Genomic DNA, 19,238 nt, shown 5'->3' on the forward strand with positions numbered 1-19,238 from the left:
TCGTGTTGCGAGCCACCACATGAGCCTTATAGCATCCGTGTAACTCACGCATCCTCGATGCGTTTTCCCGGCACAGGTCGCTGACGGTACCGGACGAGAGTTGAGCGTCATTCGTGACGCTCCCTTGTCCATGCCGTTTTGAAAAAGCGAGGTGCCGATGAATTCGCCGACCTACCCACTAATCACGCTGCGAGATGCCGCGGTTGGTCGCGCGACTTCATTCTTGATGTTGCCCTCGACCTCGCCGAGAGATGGCTGGTCGTCCCAAGTCACCTCGCGGCGAATCTCTTCCAACGCAAGCGCCCACGAGTTCGCACCTGAACTGACCTACGCCGGTCTACGCAGGGGTCTGCGGGGGCCGGTTTCGAGCACGAGCGTAGGCTGCTCGCAGGTCATCGACCGTAATGTTCAGCGCGGCAGCGATTCGTGCTGTCACACCGGGGTCCTCCGGCCAGGTCTCACCACGTTCAAGTCGTCCGAGCTTCGCGACGTTGATTCCCGCGGCATTGGCAAGCTCGAATTGAGTCAACTTGGCCAACGTCCGCCAGTCACCTGGAAATCGTTCGTCATGTGGCACCGAGACCACGGTCCCCAAATCTTCGACCTCGAGCACTCGGAGCACTGTGCGCAGCGAATCGATTTGGGGGGTGCCACCGCCGTTTTCCCATCGCCGGAGCGTCGTCTCTCCCACGTCCGACTTGCGGGCGAGGTCGGATATGGACATGCCAGCAGTCTCACGCGCAGCAGTCAACGCAGATGGCACAAAGCCGCGCGTCACACGCCGAGTCAACTTCGACCGCCGACGTTCTTCCCTCTCATAAGCGGTCACGATGCCTCGCTTCTGTTGACATCCGCACATACGGCGGATTTAAATGGCGGATATAGATTATGGTGTACATGCATCCTTCCACGATCCAGCACCTACTCAGAACGGACGCCATGACCTAACAGAGGGAAACCCCCGCCCGGTTGCAGCCGGACGGGGGCCGTACCGAACAGGGTTGCAGCCCTGATCAGCGTGCTTCTTCAGCTAGCAGAACTGGAGGTCTGCCAATGGAAACGATAGGCGTCGTCGACGGGGGTGTCGACGAAACAGATGTGTTGGATTGGTCGAACCATCAAATCCGAAGGTTCATCCAAGCCCACGACTCGATGTGCGGATGCTCTACAGGTACAGAGCGGTGCGCGGTGTACCGAGCAGCGCATGAAGAAGCCTTCTTCCGCCGGGTCAGCACAAACCTCCCCGATCGCGTCGACGGACCGCAGGCCACCGATGAGCGACTCCCGTGCACGCGCAATCCCCGCGGATGGGACACCGACGTCGCCAGCACAGGTCAACTCCTCGCCGCCATCGACGCGTGCAAGAGTTGCCCGTTCTTAGCGACCTGCGAGGAACAGGCGCAGGAAGGCCCCGCACGATCGATGGTGTGGGCCGCGGTGGCTTACGACCGCGACGGCGAGCCGATCGGAATCTCGGGGCTGTCCGCGTGGGTGCGAACGCGGGACGGCATCCGGCTGCGCGACCAGAAGCAGACGTCGCAGGTCACCGCACTACGTGTACCGCACACGATGTCGGCGCCAGCGGGGCGGGCATCTTGACGGCGCCGCAGATCTACCCCGTCCGCCTCCACGAGGCCACTAATGTCGAACTCTCGGCGTCGAATGTGGTTGGGGGTCCCAATCGGGTCACCTTCGATGTGAAGCGTGACTGCTCGCACTGCCCGCGGTTGGAGGCCTGTCGCGCGGATGTCGCGACGGTGGAGTCCGCGGGGGACACGCCGCGTTCCATGATCTGGACGGGTGTCGTGTGCCGGCACGACGGAACGGTGATCGCGACCGATCGTGAGATCCGGGTGTACTGCAACCAGGTCGAAGGCCAACGAGCAGTCGAGCGGGGGTCGGCGGCATGATCAGTCTTTCCGACCGCGTCCTGCTCATGGCGACCGGCGAGATCGAGTGCCCCGGCACCGAGGGGCCCGCTTCCCTGCGGTGGAACTGGCTCGCTGACATGTACTCCCACCCGGTGTGGGGTCTGGTCACCATTCCCGGCTTCTCCGTATCCGTGGGATGCGAGATCGCTATGTTGTGCCGCGATATGCCGACCGGCACGGTCAACTCCCTTGCTACCCGTTGGGATGCGGTGCACCGGCTCGGGGCGATCGGCGCCAGCCGCGCTCAGTCGGCGGCGCTCTACGCCTGGTCCGCGGTCGCCGATACCACCGTCGATGCTCATGACTACCTGAGTGGCCATCAGTTCAGTGGTGCGGAAGCTGTCGCTGCCGCGTTCTGGGCGCACCTCGCCGCCAAACCGGGCTCTGTTGCCGAGGCGTGCGTCGCCGCGGCCATCGAGGCATGGGATTTACGACTGCACCGTCCCTCGACGAGAGGGGCAGTCGCATGAGGGGTCTTACCGCCACCGACCGTCACGGGCGAACGTGGGACATCATCGCGATAGAGAGCGTCATCTGCGCACTCCTCGTCACCGACACCAGGACGCCGACCGTGATGTCCGCTCCGGATCTCATCGACACGCACGGCCCAATCCGCCTCGCACCGGACAGGTGTCGTCTCAGCCCGGGAGCACGCGACGCGCTCGTAGATGTCGTCGACCTCGTCGCATCGGAGCCCGAAACAGCCACGATTGAGCAGATCCGTGAGGTCGCCGCCGCGGCGCACCTGTTGCTCGGTGTGCAGCCGGCACCGCGGTCGGCGTAACCGAGGCGGCTGCGGCCACAACCACCCTTCCCGGTCCCCTTCAGCGGACACGCGCGAACCTCCACAGTTCGCGGTGACCGCGCTAGTGGATCGGCACCCACCCACGCCCATAGCGAGGCGATGCCCCTGACCGCGTAACCCTCGCGCTACCCGATAACCCAAATTCCATAGCAGACCCTCAGAAACACGAAAACCCCCTTGGTGGGGGTGGTTTCAGATTCACGAACCGCTCCGCGGCATTCTGTTGAGGAGGACTTGCCGGTCCTCCTCAACCAAGGGGGTGAAGGCCTTGCCGAGCCGTCACATTCTCTGAGGGTGAGTGTCGGAAGTTACCCGCTTCCGACGCTCGTACTGCATTCCCCGAAGGGACTTACCTGTGACAGGTACGTCTGATACTAACGCATGCGCTGAATCAGCACCTACACAACCTGTTTCGCCCACCAACATCCGGTCATCCGTCCACGGCGGTACGCACATTCCGCAGTCGGCAGAAGTCGACACCTGGGAAGCCTCCGTCCACGCCGCCACCCACGCCATCAACAAACTGCACGAATACAACCGCGACACCGGGCAACGCGGCCGATCCTTCACCCTCCCCACCACACCCGGACGCGAAGCCACCATCCCCGTATGGTCCGGCCGCACCGAATGGCTACGCCAACTCCGCCACCACATCACCCACACCACCACCGGCCAAGCCGCACTCACCGCCCACAGCATCGGCATCGAACGCCTGATGGCCGTCGCCACAGCCCACGCCCGATTCGCGGATTCCACCACCGGCCGCGGTGTCACCGCATCCCGGCAACTCATCGCACACCACGCCGGAGTCTCACTCTCCGTCGTCAACCGCGCCCGCCGCGTTCTCAAAACCCTGAGCATGGGCGTCGAACTCGAACGTGGCCGAACCCTCCGCACCCACGAATACCTGGCAGCCGAACTCCACCACGGCGGCCAACAACACCAAGCCGCATCCGTCTGGGCACTCAGCTCCCCGAAACACATCGTCGACGCCACTCCCCCACCCCCACAACGCCCACCGCGTCCGTGCCGCACCCGCGCCGCCCGACGTCTCGCACGCCACCGCACCCGGCCCCAACAGCCCACCACCGCGGCCAGCACAACTCATCCCCAGGCGACCGGTGCTGACACCCTATCCCCCGGTACTTACGTTCCTTCACATACTCTTTCGTTACGAAGTACTCACCAACGCGCACACGCGCGGCCCACCACACCCACCCCACAACCCCGACCCTTACACCTCCAACGAGCCGCCGCCACCCTCATCGCCCGCTCCCCCGTTCTCACCCGCGGCCATATCGGCAACATCTGCGACACCATCCAGGCCGCCGGCATCGACACCACCCGCTGGACCGGCCACGACATCGCACAGACCCTCGAGCGCGACACCCGAGAACGTGGCTGGACCTGGCCCACAGCAGACCGGATCAGCTCACCGGTCGCCCTCCTTCGCTGGCGACTGACCCACATCGACTGGACCGGCCCCTCACCCAGCCAGCACCGCGCCGCGGCCGACGCCCGGCGCCGCCGCGAACAACAAGCCCTCCGCACCGCAATCCACCGTCGCAACGCCATGCGAGCAACCCCGGAGCAGCGGGAAGCCGTCCTCGCACAGATCCGCCGGACCCTGCGTCACAACGCACATCGCCGAGTTGATGTCCGATGAGCCGTCCAGCGGGACGTTCACCAGTCTCGCGGGTAGTCCTCCACCATCATCGAGCCGCCGCACCTCGGGTCACGAACCGACTGCTACTGCCGTGGGACTACACCGGAGGCGATCCGGGGAACATCTCGATCGCAGTTGCGGCAGTGGACCGCTGCCGCAGTGGTGCGAGTTCTCAGAAGCTGGACGAGTCTCACGGCGTCCGCCCACCATTGGATTACGTCGGCTGGGTGCGGCGCAGTGTGGATACGGTGTCAGCCATGACCGACTGGGTACAGCAAGCGCAAACCCTCACCGACCAGGTGCTGCGACCCGCCGCGGCGGAGGTCGACACGTCGGGGAAGATCCCGCCCTCGCACTTTTCCGCACTACGCGACCGGGGCTTCTACGGCCTCGCCTTCGCCACCAAAGATCCCGTCAACACCCTCGCCGACGTCGGCGAAATCCTCATCAGCGGCTGCCTGGCGACCGCATTCGTCTGGGCACAACACCACGGCACCCTCCTCCGAATTATGATGTCGAGGAACAACACCCTCAAAGCCCGCTATCTCGCCGACCTGCGCAGCGGCGCCATCACCGCCGGGGTCTCCGGCAGCGGCTACGCGAACCCGGACAACCCCGTCATCGTCGCGACCGAAACAGACGATGGATACACCATTACCGGGCAGGCACCGTTCGTGACCGGATGGGGCCTCGTCGACACTATTGGCGTCACCGCATTCGACACCCGAGCCCAGAAAACCGTCACCTTCCTCATGGACGCAACCGACGGTCGAGGTGTCCACGCGAACCGAATCTGCCTGTCCGCGGCCGACGCATCCAACACCGTCGAACTGACCTTCAACGGATACGAAGTCCCCCACGCCTCGGTCATCCACGTCCGAAAGGCTCGTCGCGGCGGACTCAGCATCGCGGACCGCGCCATTCTCCGGATCAACGGCTCCCTCGCCCTCGGCGTGACACGAGCGTGCCTGACCGAAGCCGACCGCATCGGACACCCCTGCCCGCAACTGCGGGAAACACACACCACGATCCGCACAGCACTCAACAACGCGGCCACAGGCGACGGAGACATCTACAACGCCCGCGCCCAGGCCAGCCAATTCGCCGTCACCGCCGCCACCTACGTCGCCACCGCCGCGGGGAGCCGATCCGTCCAACGCGGTGAGCCCACCGAGCGGTTGGCCCGGGAAGCCGCCTTCAGTGCCGTCTGCACCACCACCCCGGAAATCAAGTCACGCATCCTGACCGCAGGAACTCCTTAGAGGGAACCGCCGGACCGAGACGCATGACGGCGATCCCAGACCCCGTTTTCGCACCCTCAGTCCCATCGCAAGCCTCCCCGTCTCACTCCACCGGAACCGGCGATCAGGCGGACCGACCCACCCGTCTGATCAGTAAGCAGAACAGCGCCCAACAGAAGAATCGTCGGCCAGGTCGCCGCCCACCGTGATGCACGGTGCATCACCCAACCCCGCCGCGAGTCCCATCTACCCCGGGCCTACCACTTCGCGGTAAGGCGACTCGGCGAGTCTCGGCCAGTTACCCTTGCGCCCTCAAACCATGCGTGGAGCACCGCGCTCAGGAATGCGGTGCTCGCTGGCGGCTCAGCTAGGCGGCTCGCAGCGGAGGCAGGAGTCAGCAAAACCGGCGGGTCGCATCCCGGAATGCCAAGTCTCGACCCGACGGAATACGGCCCGCACCCTTCACGTTAAACCGCCTCCGGAGTGACCTCAATGGCCAGTTGGGGGCGGCTTTTTGTCGTTTAGGGGACCTTCACCGCACCCGGCGGCGTGGTCTCGAAGGAAGGACCGACGATCGTCGGCGGGATTCGGGCAGGCCTTCCGACAACAGGAACCCAACAGCGCCTGTAGCTATCAGCTACACTTGTAGCAACTAGCTACACCACCCGGGAGTGAAGTGATGCAAAGTACTGCGGACAAGGTCACCCGCCTGGCAGCGGACCTGGTGGCCAGCGCCATGGCCGAGGGAGAACGGCAACACCGCACCGGACGCCAACAACTCGAACACTGGGCCCGGGTGGGACGTGCGGTCTCGAGCCGGCAGACCGCGGCCCGGCGCCGAGTAGAAGACGCTCTAGCCGGCCGGTTGCCGATCGGTGAACTCGGACCCGAAGAAGGCACAGTGTTCAACGCCGAGATCAACGCGGCGATCGAGGAACAACTGGCCACCACCGACTACAGTGCCGCGCTCGCGGCCCAGGGCATCACCACGGTCGCGCTGTCCGAGGACGGTCAGATCATCGAGTACCGTCCCGACGGCACGCGCACAGTCCTGCCCGAGTGAAACGACTCGACCTGGTGGCCGGCTGCAACGGCGCCGGCAAGTCCACCTTCGTGGCCTTCACCCTCGCTCCACTGCTTCCAGCCAGCCCGTTCGTCAATGCCGACGAGATCGCCAAACAACGATGGCCGGCAGATCCGGCTGCCCACTCCTATGAGGCGGCAGAGATCGCCGCGAAGACCCGAGCACACCTGCTCACCCTAGGGAAATCGTTCATCGCCGAGACGGTGTTCTCCCATCCGTCGAAGCTGGAGCTGATCGACGAAGCACGCACACACGACTACACCGTCGTCTTACATGTGGTGATGATTCCCGAGGAACTAGCGGTCCAGCGTGTGCGCTACCGGGTCCGAGCCGGTGGACACGAAGTGCCCGAAGACAAGATCCGCCAGCGATACCAAAGAATATGGGGTCTGCTCGCTCAGGCGTTCCCACGGTCTGATCACGTATCCGTGTACGACAACAGCTCGAGCACCGGCCCGCGCATCGTCGCCCAGTTCACCGACGGACACCTCGTCGGCGAAGCCACCTGGCCCGCCTGGACACCCGCAGAACTGACCTCGCACACCAGCCGGGGCGAGCACCCATAGGTGCGGTAACAGCCCGGCGGATCCGAACACCCAGAACACGAGAACCCAACAGGCACGGCCACCGACCACGGCGCACCGAAAGTCACCGACTCCGACGAGCCCGACACGCCCTCGAACAGCTCACCGCCAGCCGAAAGACACCCAGTCCCCCATCGTGGACGTCGAGGACACGACACCGCCGAATCCTTCGAACTGCCGGCCCTGGAGCTGACTGTCTACGGCCCGTCGAAGAACGTGCTCAGGTCCCGTGCCCTCGGAAAGTGTTCGGGTGCTTGGGGTGTGTGCGGTGCCACTACGGTGGTGATGACTCCGGTCAGTAGGTGACCTCAGGAGGGGCGCGATATGTTTCGAGGGCTCGAAGATGCGGCCCTCGGATGTTCGGTGTTCTCAGGCGCAGTCCCGCAGTCCCGCAGATCAGCTGGGCACCGCTGGCGAGGCAGATGCGGTGGTGGACGAGGAAGTAACTGGTGCACGTGAATTCGCCCGCCTGCTTCGGGATGACCCGGGCGGTGAGTTCTTCGCCGGACAGGTCTGAACCACGTCACGACACCGGCGTGCCGCTCCCGGGGTGGTCGCGGCAGTACTGTTCGGCGATCTCGTTAGCATGCCGCGCCAGCCAGATCCACTCCCCCACCACCTCATCCCCGAGCAAGATCAGATCCGCCCACCGGCACTGCGGCCCACGTACACACACCAACGCCAACCCGGAATCCGACAACGTCTGGTTCGCCGCCCGCGGGCTGAACTCGCATCGAAATCCCACCGACCCATCACCTCACGGCGCCGCTACCGGGCGCGCGTGCCCGGGGCAAGTTCCTCCGACGACACAACCACTCAGGGGCAGCGCCGTCGTGGACGGGCACACCCGGCCTGCCTGATCGATACCGACCCGGAGACCCTGCGCGTGCGGGCAGCGGCGTTCGCCGGGTAGCGCGATGATCGCGCTGGCACTGGCTCGGTTCCTGCCACCGGGCACGCCCTGTGGCCGTGGGCTGGCTGCGGAGGTTCATGCGCGGAATGGGATCACGCACGTTCTCCACCTTGTGCCCCATCCCATTCGTGGCTACCGGAGGACAGCGGGGCGGCCTCGTCGAGGAACCCGCGAGCGAACGCGATGACCTTGTATCCGAGCACCTTGTTGTACAAGGTGCCCTTCTCGGCGCCGCCCTCGTCGGAGATGGCGTCGGTGCTGTACAACGCGTCGTACAGCGAAACCCATCGAGCGTTGGAGGCATTGATCGCGAAGCGTGCATTGAGCACGGGAACCACCAACTGGGCCCGCCGTCATGATGACCTCGGTGTCGACGCCCGAGGTCGTGAGGGAAGTCGGCAGGCTCGTCGCATGTAACCGATCTCCTTCAAGAACGCCTTGTAGGTGGCGCGGTCGTAGTCGGGAACGGCATGCTCGCCGTGCCAGGCGTCGGCCTTGCCCTGCGATCTCGTCACGCACCGCCGGGAGCGCCTTGTTCTTCGGTGCCAGATCGGTCATCACCGTTTCGACGCCACCCCAGAACTGATCGGGAATCGACACCGGTACCCGGGAGCGCCTCGTTCTGCACGAAGTCGTACAGCACCTTGGCAACCTGAAGACCACCAACACTCTTGCGATCGGTCATGGTCTGTTCGGTCCCATACTTTGTCATCAGCTCGAACAGGCGCGTGCTTGCTCAGTCAACGGACTGCAACTTTCCCGAAAGTAAAAGCCCGTCGATGTTGAAGGTGGATGCCGCCACACGAGCCGTGACTGGGCTCGTCGGTTGCTACTCAGGGGATTCCCAGCGCCACCACATCCGGCGACCCCGTCCGTCGGATTATTGACGACAGGAGCATGAATTAAATTAGGTGTGGCGACCGCAGCCCTTGTCGTCAAGGACCACTTGATGAAGTCCGTTGAACTTGGTCTCCCTGTTCTTGTTCAGCTCGACGAGGATGCCTGCAACGGTTACTTCACATCGCACCAATCGAGTGCAGTGAGCGCCAAACTCTTGGTTGCGGAGATGATTTCGTCTACGTCACAGTATTCGTTCGGCTTGTGAGCGTTTGCCAGATGGCCCGGCCCATAATTCACAACCGGGATGTCTGTTCGCGCAATCCATGTCGCATCGCAGGCGGCGGGGAAAGCTTCGACTATTGCTGTGCTGCCGGTCCCTTGTTCGTGAGCGTTACCGAGAGTGCGGACGATTTCGTGATCATCTCGGGTGTTGAAGCCCGGAAACTCGACCAGCCACTCGTAGGTGGGTGGGTGCTCCGCCAACCAAGGGTCCAAGGAGACCGACCGATTGACGAAACTCTCGATCTCGAGCTTCACTGCGTCGGAGTCGTCCTCCGGTGGATACCACACGATGAAATCGATCTCACAGTACTCAGCAAAGACAAATGGAATGTCGATGTCTTTCCCGCGTCCGTGAATCGTTCCGGGCATGACGACGAAATGTCCCGGCTTGAACAGTGGGCGTTGCTTGCTCAGCCCCCATTGCTCTTCGATCCCGTATAGCGCTTGCAGAACCAAGTAGCCTTTGTCAATCGCGTTCACGCCCGCCTGCGCACCGGCCCCGCCGGCCCGTACCAGCTCGCGGCGAAGCCCTGGATGCCCGGCGAGTCCCTCGACTCGAACTCGACCCCACAACAAGCTCGCAGCAGTTGGATTGATCGTCAGCGGGGAATCGAAACTAGCGGATGGCTCGACGACTATCGCCGCGTCCGCAATGTATCCATTCTGCAGCACGCAGCCTGTCCCGACTTCATGCTCGCCCAATTCTTCACCTGCCACGGAATGAACGACCAGGTCGCCGGCAAGCTCGATACCTGACGTTCGGATCGCTTCGATCGCACTGAAGGCAGCGACAATCCCGCTCTTCATGTCGCTTGCCCCTCGGCCGTGTATTCGGCCGGAGACTTCGCTCGCGACGAAGGGGTCACCTGTCCATGTATCGAGATTCCCCGCCGGCACGACGTCGATGTGGCCGTTGAGCAACAGCGACCGACCTGTGCCACCGCCCTTCACGACACCAGCGAGGTTCTCGCGTTTTTCTTGGCTCTTGACGAGTTGGGAGCTGTCGAAGAGATAGCCGAATCTGTCGCGGAGTAAGAGGTTCGCCTCGGATTCCTGACCGAGATAGTCTTCGGACCTGACGCCAGGATAGTTCGGATTCACACTGGGCACCTCGACCAGACGTTTCACGTCGTCGATTATTCGTTGACGCGAGTCCTCGATCGCGGCGAGTACACGCCGAACTGCATGTTCTGTCATGCCCGCGTCCTTTCGAATTGATGTGATCATGAGAGCCATTGGCTGAGTGGAGCCTGACCCGGTTGGTCCACGAAACCATCGATCTGCAGTCATCGGGGTGGCCATGCCGCTTGTCCAGAAGCGATCAGCCTCGGATCCGCTCGCGCTCTCCATGCCATTCGCGGTCGCGTAACTCGTTCTTGCGAATCTTTCCGGTCGAGGTCTTCGGTAGCTCGGGTAGGAACACGATTTCTCGTGGCGCCTTGAACGCCGCGATGTGGTCCCGTACGAACTGCGTCAGGTCGGAGTCGGAGACGGTGGAATCCGTCTTCAGAACCACGAACGCTTTGGGTCGTTCTCCCCATTTCGTGTCCGGAACGCCGATCACCGCGACGTCCAACACCGATGGGTGGGACATGAGAACTTGCTCGACCTCGATTGTCGAGATGTTCTCACCGCCGGATATGACGATGTCTTTGGCGCGGTCCATGAGCTGTGTGTAGCCATCTGGGTGCATGACTCCCAGGTCGCCGGAATGGAACCAGCCCCCGGAGAAGGCCTCCGCGGTGGCCGAATCGTCGCCGAAGTACCCTTTCATGACTATGTTTCCGCGCATGACGATCTCGCCCATCTCGGTACCGTTGCTGGCGACGTCGACGAGTTCGCCATGCGGACCGCGTTGAGTGCGGACTACCCGCACTGGGCCGGAGGCGAGCATTCCCACTCCCTGACGCGCCAGCAGCCTCGCCAGTGTGTCCTCATCGAGCGCGGCCCAGTCCGCCTGAGGTTCGCAGACTGCACACGGTCCGTACGTCTCGGTCAGGCCGTACACATGCACGATTTCGGCTCCGAGTGCTCTGACCGCCCGGATTGTGGTTGGGCTGGGTGGAGCTCCTGCTGTAGTGATGGTCATGCTCCGGTCGAGCCGATGCGCTGCATCGGCAGTGGCGAGCGTCGTGAGAACCGTCGGTGCCCCACTCATGTGGTCGATCTTTTCGCTGTCGATGAGTGACCACATCGCGTCACCGCGAACCGCACGGATGCATACGTGAGTTCCAGATGCGGCAGTGACTGCCCAGGGGCCGCACCAGCCGTTGCAGTGGAACATCGGCAGTGTCCACAGGTATTTGGTGTCGATGTCGAAGTGCTGATGGTGAATCTGACTGAGAGAGTTGAGGTACGCGCCGCGATGGGTGTACATCACCCCCTTCGGGCGACCGGTGGTGCCCGACGTATAATTGATCGAGATGGTTCGGGTCTCGTCGTCGACCTCCCAGGGCAAAGGCTCTTCCGACCCGCGTGCCATGAGTGCGTCATAGGTGAGGTGTGACTGCCCGGTGTCCAGGTAGCTACCGTCCTGCTGCGGTAGTTGTACCGTCTCCCGAACTGTCAGTAGCGACGCATCATGCAGCTGTTCGAGCAAGACGGGTTCGCCGAGCAGAAGGACAGCCTCAGAGTGGTTACATATGTACTCGATCTCCGGTGGCGACAATCGCGTGTTAATTGCGACCAGTGCCGCGCCGATAAGAGGGACTGCATAGTGGGCCGCCAATAGCTCAGCCGAGTTGGTTGCCAGATAGGCAACTCGGTCACCGGATCCGACTCCTGACTGGCGAAGACCGTGCGCAAGGCGTGTGACAATGGATGCGAGGTCAGAATACGATATGCGCCGCTCCCCGTCTACGACCGCGGTCTTGTTCGGATGTACCTGGGCCGAGCGCTCAAGGAATTTCAAAGGCGTTATCGGTGTGTCCAGTCCTGTCACGAAAGCTCCTTCAATTTGAAACGGTTTGGTCATTGTCGTTGCGACTCAGCGTGCGCAGTCGATCGCCGTTCGCTGGTCAACGCCCGTGTGCACGCTCCCAAGGCTTCTGAATGTCCATGCGTGGCGTCTCACACGTGCCCGACGCGTGGGGCTGTCCGCGCGTAACATTGATCGACAAAGCGCACCGATTTCTTGAATCCACCTCGGGAAGGAAGATGTTGGACTTGCCCCAACTAATATGCTGACAACCTTGCGATGGCGGTACCCAACGCAATCCACGATGTGTCATCCAGCGCTACTGCAGACTCGCTACTTTAATATGTCCAGCAGCCGCCGACTGGGAGTGCTTACGAGCGGATCTGCGCGCGCGTTCGTTGGAAAGCGCGCCAGGTCATAGCGCGAGTACTGGGGTCATCGGTAACACCGGGCTTCAATCGATGAATTGCCTGATTGTGTGGGGCTGATTTCACAATATCGGGATTCGAATATGCCTCATCAGAAATCTGGGCGAGTACCGCGATCCATCGATCCAAGGACTCTTTGCCGTACATCTCGCCGGCCTCTGGTGTGAAGGGCTCAGGAATTAGCCACGGTTCATGGCTCGTCCACATCGCGTCGATCCCGAAGTCAGTCATACGGTTCTGCACATCGTGCACGTCGACGCCGGTGTCTTCCTTGAGGGTCTGCATGCTGTATCGCGTCATTTCGAGGCGGGGGCTCGTACTCTCAGGGTAAGACCGAGTGACGCCTCGGATTGCGAGTAGTCCTTTTTCCATGTAATTGTTTCCCAATACAGAAATGTCGGACGCCTGGGCGATACCCTCAGCGCCCATTGCTCGCACCCATGCGTACGCTTTAAGGATGACCGGCACGTTGCCCCAGAATTCGCGTATTTTTCCGACACTGTCGGGGCGGTCGTGATCGAGGTGGTAACGCTCACCGTCGAAGGTGACAAGCGGAGCGGGTAAGAACGGGGCGAGCTCAGCCGAACACCCATAGGCGCCAGTAGCGGGTCCTCCGACGCCGCTCTTAGGTGCGCCGAAGGTTTTGTGAAGCATGAACATACATGCATCAAAGCCGATTTCACGGGGTCGTATCTTCGACATCGTGCCATTGAAGTTGGCGCTGTCGTAGAAACAGAGGCCACCCGCTTCGTGGACAATCTCCACCCACTCCTTCATCTCCGGGTTGTAGACGCCCATGTCATCGGGATTACCGACCATCAAGGCCGCGGTCCGATTCGACACAGCAGCCTTGAGCGCGTCGAGGGATGGGTAGCCCTTCTCGTCGAGCATCAACGTAATCACCTTGAACCCCGCGGCAGCAGCTGTCGCGGCGTTGCAAGGGTGAGTTTGAATAGTCGTGATGACTTCGTTTCGTTGTTCCAGCTCACCCCGGGAGGCATGGTAGGCGCGGGTCACCGAGGCGTTGACGAAAGCAGCTTCCGCCCCACCACCAGCTTGAAACACAAACTGGTCCATTCCGGAAAGCTCACGCAGAATGAGATCCATCCCGTGCACAATCTCCAGTGTTCCCTGCAGCGTGTCCTCGTGCTGCAGCGGATGTACTTCGGTGACTTCCGGCCGCCACGCAAGTGCTTCGTTGACCTGCGGATTGTATTTCATCGTGCAGGTTCCGAAAAGACTGACACCCATCATTCCCAGCGTTTGTTGTGACAATCGCAGGTAGTGGTACAGCACCTCCGGCTCGGACATCTCGGGCAACCCGGGACGGTCGCATCGGCGCACGGCGGTGGGGATAAGGTCGACCGCTGCGCCAACCCGTGCTTCGATGTCGTCCTCGGCGTGAGAGAACACTGCACCTCGACGGCCAGGGTAGCCCATCTCCATGATGATCGGTTCGTTCCAAACCGGGGCCTGGATTTCGTTTACCCTAGTGCTCATTTGCAGTCACCTCTCTGAGAGCGCCCACCAGGCGATCAATATCAGCTTTTGTATGGATCTCGGTGACACAATAGAGTGCACTGGCACCTAACTCAGGGAAATCCCTCGTCAGGTCTTTCCCACCGAAGATCCCGATATTCAATAATGCATCGTTGATCTCTTCAACGGTCTTACCTGTGTTATCGAAGTTGATGACGAACTCTTTGAAGAAACCCGACGGAAAGGCAACTCGGACCCCATCGATCTCCGACAACAACTGTGCCGCATAGTGCGCGCGCTGCAGGATCAACCCCCCGACGTCCTCGAACCCTTGAGGCCCCATCAACGCCATGTATGTGGTTGCAGCGATGGCCCACATGTACACCGAATGGCCGGTCCAGTCATTTCCCTTGTCTCGCAAACCATAAGACGATTGCTCGAAAAGACTGAGACCGAATCCGTATTCCCCAGGCTTGGTCGTTTCGGCAATACTGATGAACAAGGTGGGATACTGATGAGCGTAGCGATCCTCGTCGCGTGAGGCTATGAAACCGCCGACTCCCCCGCCGGTGTGCATATGGATGCCAAGCGGCTGGATCGTTCCGACAACGAGGTCCGCGCCGAAATCTACTGGCGATGAGAGAATCCCGAGCGAAATGGGATCGACACCGACGATGGTTTCCGCACCTACAGCACGCGCAATGGCCGCGATCTCGGCCCCTTGATGCTCTATTACGCCAAGATACGATGGCGTTTCGAAGTACACCGCCGCTGTGTGCTCACCTACCGCTGCCCGAAGATCGTCCAGGTCGATCAGCCCGCTGGCAGGATCATAATCGATCAGCCGGACTGCGATGTGGCTCTCCATCTCTGTTGGCTCACAATAGTTGCGGATCACGGACAACCGCTCGGGATCGATCGCGCGGACAACCGCGACCTCCGTGCGTTGTGTAATGCGGGCAGCCATTCGTAGGGCATGGCCCGCGGCGGAACCCCAACTTCGGACGGGTAGGCCCACCAGGTCGAGTTTCAGCAGCTCGCCCAGCTGGCTGCAGAACTCAAACCATGCCTGATTACGGCCGTGATCCGAGCTGGGCTCACCAAAGACTGAGGTAAGCCATTCGTTTCGGCGAACCACCTCGTCGCACGCTGCGGGGACATGGTGTTGCCACAGGCCGGCTCCGAGGAAGTTCAAGTTCTGCTCGCACGTGCGGTTCTTCGCGAGGGTGTTCACGAGATGCCGTCGGAGTTCGGCTTCACCGAGGGTCGGCGGCAGATCGAGTTTCCGAGTAGTGCGGTGGTCGGTGGGAATTTGCTGGAAGAGTTCGGCGATGGTGGGGACGCCTATTGCGTCGAGCATCTCCTGCTGAAGCGCGGGCACCGAATTTGCCATGTACGGATGCGCTGTGCTGTTACTCATTGATGCCTCCTTATGCCTTTTATGGTTGACGTTTTTCATGAGGCGACTTTATGAATCACACTATGATCATTGCCAGTTTGAACATGGATATAACCGGTAAGCCTCTCGTCCAATTCGAGATCGCCGGTATCGACACGGAGCGGCGCATTGCCGAGCGCAATCAGCTTCTCGATAGACGAGAAAACCATAATGCGATCGAGCCCAGCTTCGCGAATTACTCTTGGGCTGATTTGCTGATTTCCGCGCCCGAAGAGGCTGCCTTGGCCACCGAGAACGCCGACGACTATTCGAGTCTCTCGACCACTCATCAGTCGAAGTAAAGTACTTTCATCGACGTCGGTTCCGACCATTTCGCCGTCGAGAACGGCATCGACACCCAACAGGGTCGAGTGCAGATTCAAAGCACTGGCTATGCGTTGTGTAGTCGTTCCCGGGCCAAGGATATATAGGCAGTCGGGCCGCATCCCTCGCGCCAACTGGTGAGCGGCGGCCTCCAGATCTTGTTCACTCCCCGGCCGCGAGCCGGACTTTGCGTTCTGGACGAGATGACGCTCGAAAGGGCTGCGCGCGTAGCCGTAGAGGCGCGCGGACATCGTGTCGTTGCGGATCGCTGCCTCGTCGAGATCCATGATCTCTGCCTCGCGCAACCTGGCCACAGGATTTCGGGACAAGTACAGACCGGCTAGACGGCCAGCGTTCGCTGGGTTCGTGCCGAACAGTGCCGAGTGCATCTTCACACCGGCGGGCACTCCGACCATGGGGACACGATCCCCTACTGACGAAAATATGTCTCGCGCAGTGCCATCGCCGCCGACGAACAGAATCAGGTCAACCGGTCGAGCGGCCATGATGGCTGCGGTCGCTCGTGTATCGGCAGCGGTTGAGCAACCAGCCGCCAATTCGTACACCGCTTCCGGCGTCAGACCTGCTGCGCGCGCAGAACATTCGCCCATCTCGGCAGGACCGGTGAGGAGTCGGAAAGAACCTGTGGTAGCAGCGAGTTGTGTCAACGCGAGGCTGGCTCGAGCCTGCGAGGTGGGCCGGGCGCCACGCGATTGCGCTTCGCGGAGTATGTCGGCTCCGTCGGTGCCTTTAAGACCGACGGCGCCGCCCATCCCTGCCACGGGATTGACGATCAGTCCTAGTGTGGGCAGCGTCGCGTCGTCATCCTGTGTGGAGGTCTCGTGCACGTCTATCTCCTATCCGGCGCGGGCAGGCCGCAATCGACTGCTGCGGTGCGAATCGGCGAGCGGTGAGAACGGTAGTTGCTCGACTGCATGGATTGGGTTGGTGCCGGTCGGCCAATTAGAGAACCAGTTCACCCGGGCCCTTGTATTCCTGAATCATGTTTCCACCATCGATGGTGATGAGTTGACCCGTCACGTACGAAGACTCTTCCGATGCGAGAAAGCCAACGAGAGCACCAATTTCACGGGGTTCACCGCTTCGCCTGAGTGGGGTGTTTTCGCCACCGATATGCATTCCGGGCGTCAACGCTGCGGTGTTGACGTATCCGGGCGCGATCGCGTTCGCAGTGATTCCGAACTGGCCGTTCTCCAGTGCGATGGACTTGGTGAGACCGACAACACCCGCTTTGGCTGCGGCGTAGGCGCCCAACCCAGCGATCGCGCCAACAGGACCGGTCACAGAGGAGAAGTTGACGATGCGGCCGTACCTCGTTTCAATCATGTGCGGTAAAACAGCCCGCACACAATTGAATTGAGTGGTGAGATTAATGGCGAGAGTGCGCTCCCATGATTCGATCGAAGTCGTGGCAAGTATCGGCACCTCGAAATCGACATCGTCACCCTTCTTTGCCCGCGCTGCGATTCCTGCGAGATTCACCAGGCCGTCGATGACACTGGCGTCTTTCACTACCTGGTCGATCAGGTCGACGACATCCGAGTGATTCGTCAGATCCACGGTGTGGGATCGGACGTCGAACCCCTCCCGCTCTAGATCATCTCGTCGCTCGTGGACCTGCTCGGAGATGTCCACCAGAGTCAGCAATGCACCTTTCTGCGCCAGCACCCGGGCGCTCCCGAAGCCGATGCCCTGAGGATCGGCGACCCCCGTGATGACGATACTTCTGTTCTCTAACTGGCCGGCCATGGTGTTTCTCTTTCTGTAGAACGGCGCCACTCACCAAGCGGCGAGCTGAAGACGGCATGCAAGCGCGAGTGTGCGAGGAGAGTCTCAGAGGTTGCTGTGTGGTTCCCCGGCCGCGAGACCCTTCGAGAGGTCCACATCACATCTGTTGTCGCCTCTGATTCTGCCGAAGTTTTACCGACGAGAGAAACAACGAGTCCATTCAGATTTACGCACTTCTGTTGTGGATTGTTTGATCGGATGTCCGTGGGGCAGGTCTCGCACATTTCAACTGGACGTCCAGTGCGGGAGCTGTCATGACCCCCACCGTTGAGTGAGAGTGGCCTCGGTCGCCAAGTCGATATCGAAGTAACGAGGCCGATTTCCCTACGGTGCACAGCGCGTCGGAAATAGTCGTCTCCTAGCACCGCGAGTTGGGACGGTACGGAACGAGACGATCGATCTGTGTCTCATACGCACTTTGGCGCGTCGGTTGGCGTGGAAGTGAGACGCTACGACCCGATTGCTTGCCGCAACATCGGCGGATCGTCGAGGTCTGGTGAGGTTGTGTGGTTTTGCGACAATCTTGTGGGCGGAGGGCATTAGCCGTCTGCGACTCGGACACCAAGACTGTCTATTAGTTGCGGAGCAAGGACGGGGTTGACGTCGACTGCCCGGATCTCTGCGCGCCGTTTGGGGCTCTAGCAAGTCGAGAGTCCCAGGACAGGGCACTAAGAGTTTGTCTCATGTGGAGAGTTTCTTGAAGCAGGTGAGTGCGGCGGCGAGATGGAGGAATCCGGCGAAGTGTTCGCCGTGGCGTTTGTAGCGGATGGTCAGGCGACGGTAACCGGTGAGCCAGGCGATCGTGCGTTCGATCTTCCACCTGTATCGCCCGAGCCGATCGTTCCTGTCGATCCCGCGTCAGGCGATGCGCGGGACGATGCCTTGGGCGCGCAGCCACCGACGGTGGACGTCGTAGTCGTAGCCCTTGTCGGCGCGGAGTTTTCCGGGCCTGCGGCGCGGACCACGCCGGGACTTCACCGGAGGGATCGCGCCGACCATCGGTTGCAGCAGGGTGCTGTCGTGGGTATTCGCTCCGGAAACGTCGACGACCAGCGGGATTCCGTTTGGATCGGATAGGACGTGGATCTTCGATCCCTTTTTGCCTTGATCGACCGGACTGGGTCCGGTCAGCGAGCCCCCTTTTTCGCCCGGACGCTTGCCGCGTCCAGGATCGCTGCCGACCAGTCGAGTTCGTCGGCGCCGCCGAGCCGGTCAAGCACCTCGCGATGCAGTTTTTCGAACACCCCGGCCGCCGCCCAGGTAGTGAACCGGCGGTGCGCGGTAGGGACGGTCACCCCGAACGACGGCGGAAGGTGCCGCCACGCGCACCCGCTTGTCAGCACGAACACGATCGCGGTGAAGATCGCACGATCGTCGACCGGCGCGCTCCCACCTCCCTGCGGGCGGGCGGCGAAGCGCGGAATCAACGGCTCGACGATCTCCCACAACGCATCCGGCACCAACCGCAGAGACAACTCATCTACCACGCGTCACATA

15 protein-coding genes and 3 pseudogenes are annotated in these 19,238 nt (G+C 61.7%); 8 read left to right on the top strand and 10 right to left on the bottom strand.

Annotation, left to right across the window (positions count from 1 at the left end; all coding sequences use genetic code 11):
- Positions 1-337 precede the first annotated feature (337 nt).
- A complete protein-coding gene (locus QM841_RS40450) occupies positions 338-859 on the bottom strand; it encodes a helix-turn-helix domain-containing protein (protein ID WP_477922897.1) in 522 nt (173 codons plus the stop codon).
- A 329-nt stretch (positions 860-1,188) separates the two neighbouring features.
- Here QM841_RS40450 and QM841_RS40455 point away from each other — a divergent pair, with 329 nt between their 5' ends.
- The 8 genes from QM841_RS40455 (at position 1,189) to QM841_RS40490 (ending at position 7,293) form a co-directional block, all read left to right on the top strand.
- On the top strand, positions 1,189-1,599 hold the full coding sequence (locus QM841_RS40455) for a hypothetical protein (RefSeq protein ID WP_283336416.1): 411 nt from the start codon (positions 1,189-1,191) through the stop codon (positions 1,597-1,599).
- Positions 1,596-1,910, top strand: coding sequence for a hypothetical protein (locus QM841_RS40460; RefSeq protein WP_283336417.1), 315 nt, complete (start codon positions 1,596-1,598; stop codon positions 1,908-1,910). The genes QM841_RS40455 and QM841_RS40460 overlap by 4 nt, the downstream gene beginning before the upstream one ends.
- Positions 1,907-2,401: a hypothetical protein gene (locus QM841_RS40465; protein WP_061044042.1), complete on the top strand. Its 495-nt coding sequence runs from the start codon at positions 1,907-1,909 to the stop codon at positions 2,399-2,401. The genes QM841_RS40460 and QM841_RS40465 overlap by 4 nt, the downstream gene beginning before the upstream one ends.
- Positions 2,398-2,715, top strand: coding sequence for a hypothetical protein (locus tag QM841_RS40470; protein WP_283336418.1), 318 nt, complete (start codon positions 2,398-2,400; stop codon positions 2,713-2,715). Before QM841_RS40465 ends, QM841_RS40470 begins: the two co-directional genes overlap by 4 nt.
- Before the next feature lie 376 nt (positions 2,716-3,091).
- Positions 3,092-4,402, top strand: a complete 1,311-nt coding sequence (locus QM841_RS40475) for a Rep protein (RefSeq protein ID WP_283336419.1) — start codon at positions 3,092-3,094, stop codon at positions 4,400-4,402.
- Between the two features lie 257 nt (positions 4,403-4,659).
- Positions 4,660-5,664, top strand: coding sequence for an acyl-CoA dehydrogenase family protein (locus QM841_RS40480; RefSeq protein WP_283336420.1), 1,005 nt, complete (start codon positions 4,660-4,662; stop codon positions 5,662-5,664).
- 658 nt (positions 5,665-6,322) lie between these two features.
- Complete coding sequence (locus QM841_RS40485; RefSeq protein WP_283336421.1) at positions 6,323-6,706, top strand: TA system antitoxin ParD family protein; 384 nt, start codon at positions 6,323-6,325, stop codon at positions 6,704-6,706.
- Positions 6,703-7,293, top strand: a complete 591-nt coding sequence (locus tag QM841_RS40490; RefSeq protein WP_283336422.1) for an ATPase — start codon at positions 6,703-6,705, stop codon at positions 7,291-7,293. The genes QM841_RS40485 and QM841_RS40490 overlap by 4 nt, the downstream gene beginning before the upstream one ends.
- 409 nt (positions 7,294-7,702) lie before the next feature.
- On the opposite strand, the pseudogene QM841_RS40495 reads toward QM841_RS40490, so the two are convergent.
- From QM841_RS40495 to QM841_RS40535, 9 genes and pseudogenes are all read right to left on the bottom strand, one after another.
- Positions 7,703-7,831 (bottom strand): annotated as a pseudogene (locus QM841_RS40495) (DUF4193 family protein); the annotation flags it as partial.
- A gap of 521 nt (positions 7,832-8,352) precedes the next feature.
- Positions 8,353-8,909 (bottom strand): annotated as a pseudogene (locus tag QM841_RS40500) (malate synthase G); the annotation flags it as partial.
- Between the two features lie 326 nt (positions 8,910-9,235).
- A complete protein-coding gene (locus tag QM841_RS40505) occupies positions 9,236-10,543 on the bottom strand; it encodes an ArgE/DapE family deacylase (RefSeq protein WP_164063845.1) in 1,308 nt (435 codons plus the stop codon).
- A 124-nt stretch (positions 10,544-10,667) separates the two neighbouring features.
- Positions 10,668-12,287 (bottom strand): AMP-binding protein, encoded by a 1,620-nt coding sequence (locus QM841_RS40510; RefSeq protein WP_283336424.1) that lies wholly within the window; start codon positions 12,285-12,287, stop codon positions 10,668-10,670.
- A gap of 347 nt (positions 12,288-12,634) precedes the next feature.
- Positions 12,635-14,191, bottom strand: a complete 1,557-nt coding sequence (gcvPB, locus tag QM841_RS40515; RefSeq protein WP_283336425.1) for an aminomethyl-transferring glycine dehydrogenase subunit GcvPB — start codon at positions 14,189-14,191, stop codon at positions 12,635-12,637.
- Positions 14,181-15,590: an aminomethyl-transferring glycine dehydrogenase subunit GcvPA gene (gcvPA, locus tag QM841_RS40520; protein ID WP_283336426.1), complete on the bottom strand. Its 1,410-nt coding sequence runs from the start codon at positions 15,588-15,590 to the stop codon at positions 14,181-14,183. The genes gcvPB and gcvPA overlap by 11 nt, the downstream gene beginning before the upstream one ends.
- A gap of 35 nt (positions 15,591-15,625) precedes the next feature.
- Entirely contained in the window at positions 15,626-16,780 is a 1,155-nt protein-coding gene (locus QM841_RS40525) for an ATP-NAD kinase family protein (RefSeq protein ID WP_283336427.1), read from the bottom strand.
- Positions 16,781-16,895: 115 nt separating this feature from the next.
- A complete protein-coding gene (locus QM841_RS40530; protein ID WP_164063856.1) occupies positions 16,896-17,702 on the bottom strand; it encodes an SDR family NAD(P)-dependent oxidoreductase in 807 nt (268 codons plus the stop codon).
- Between the two features lie 720 nt (positions 17,703-18,422).
- Positions 18,423-19,228: pseudogene (locus tag QM841_RS40535) on the bottom strand (IS5 family transposase).
- Positions 19,229-19,238 lie beyond the last annotated feature (10 nt).

The organism is Rhodococcus sp. IEGM 1307 (assembly GCF_030056915.1).
In the GTDB taxonomy this organism is placed as follows: domain Bacteria; phylum Actinomycetota; class Actinomycetes; order Mycobacteriales; family Mycobacteriaceae; genus Rhodococcus_F; species Rhodococcus_F opacus_D.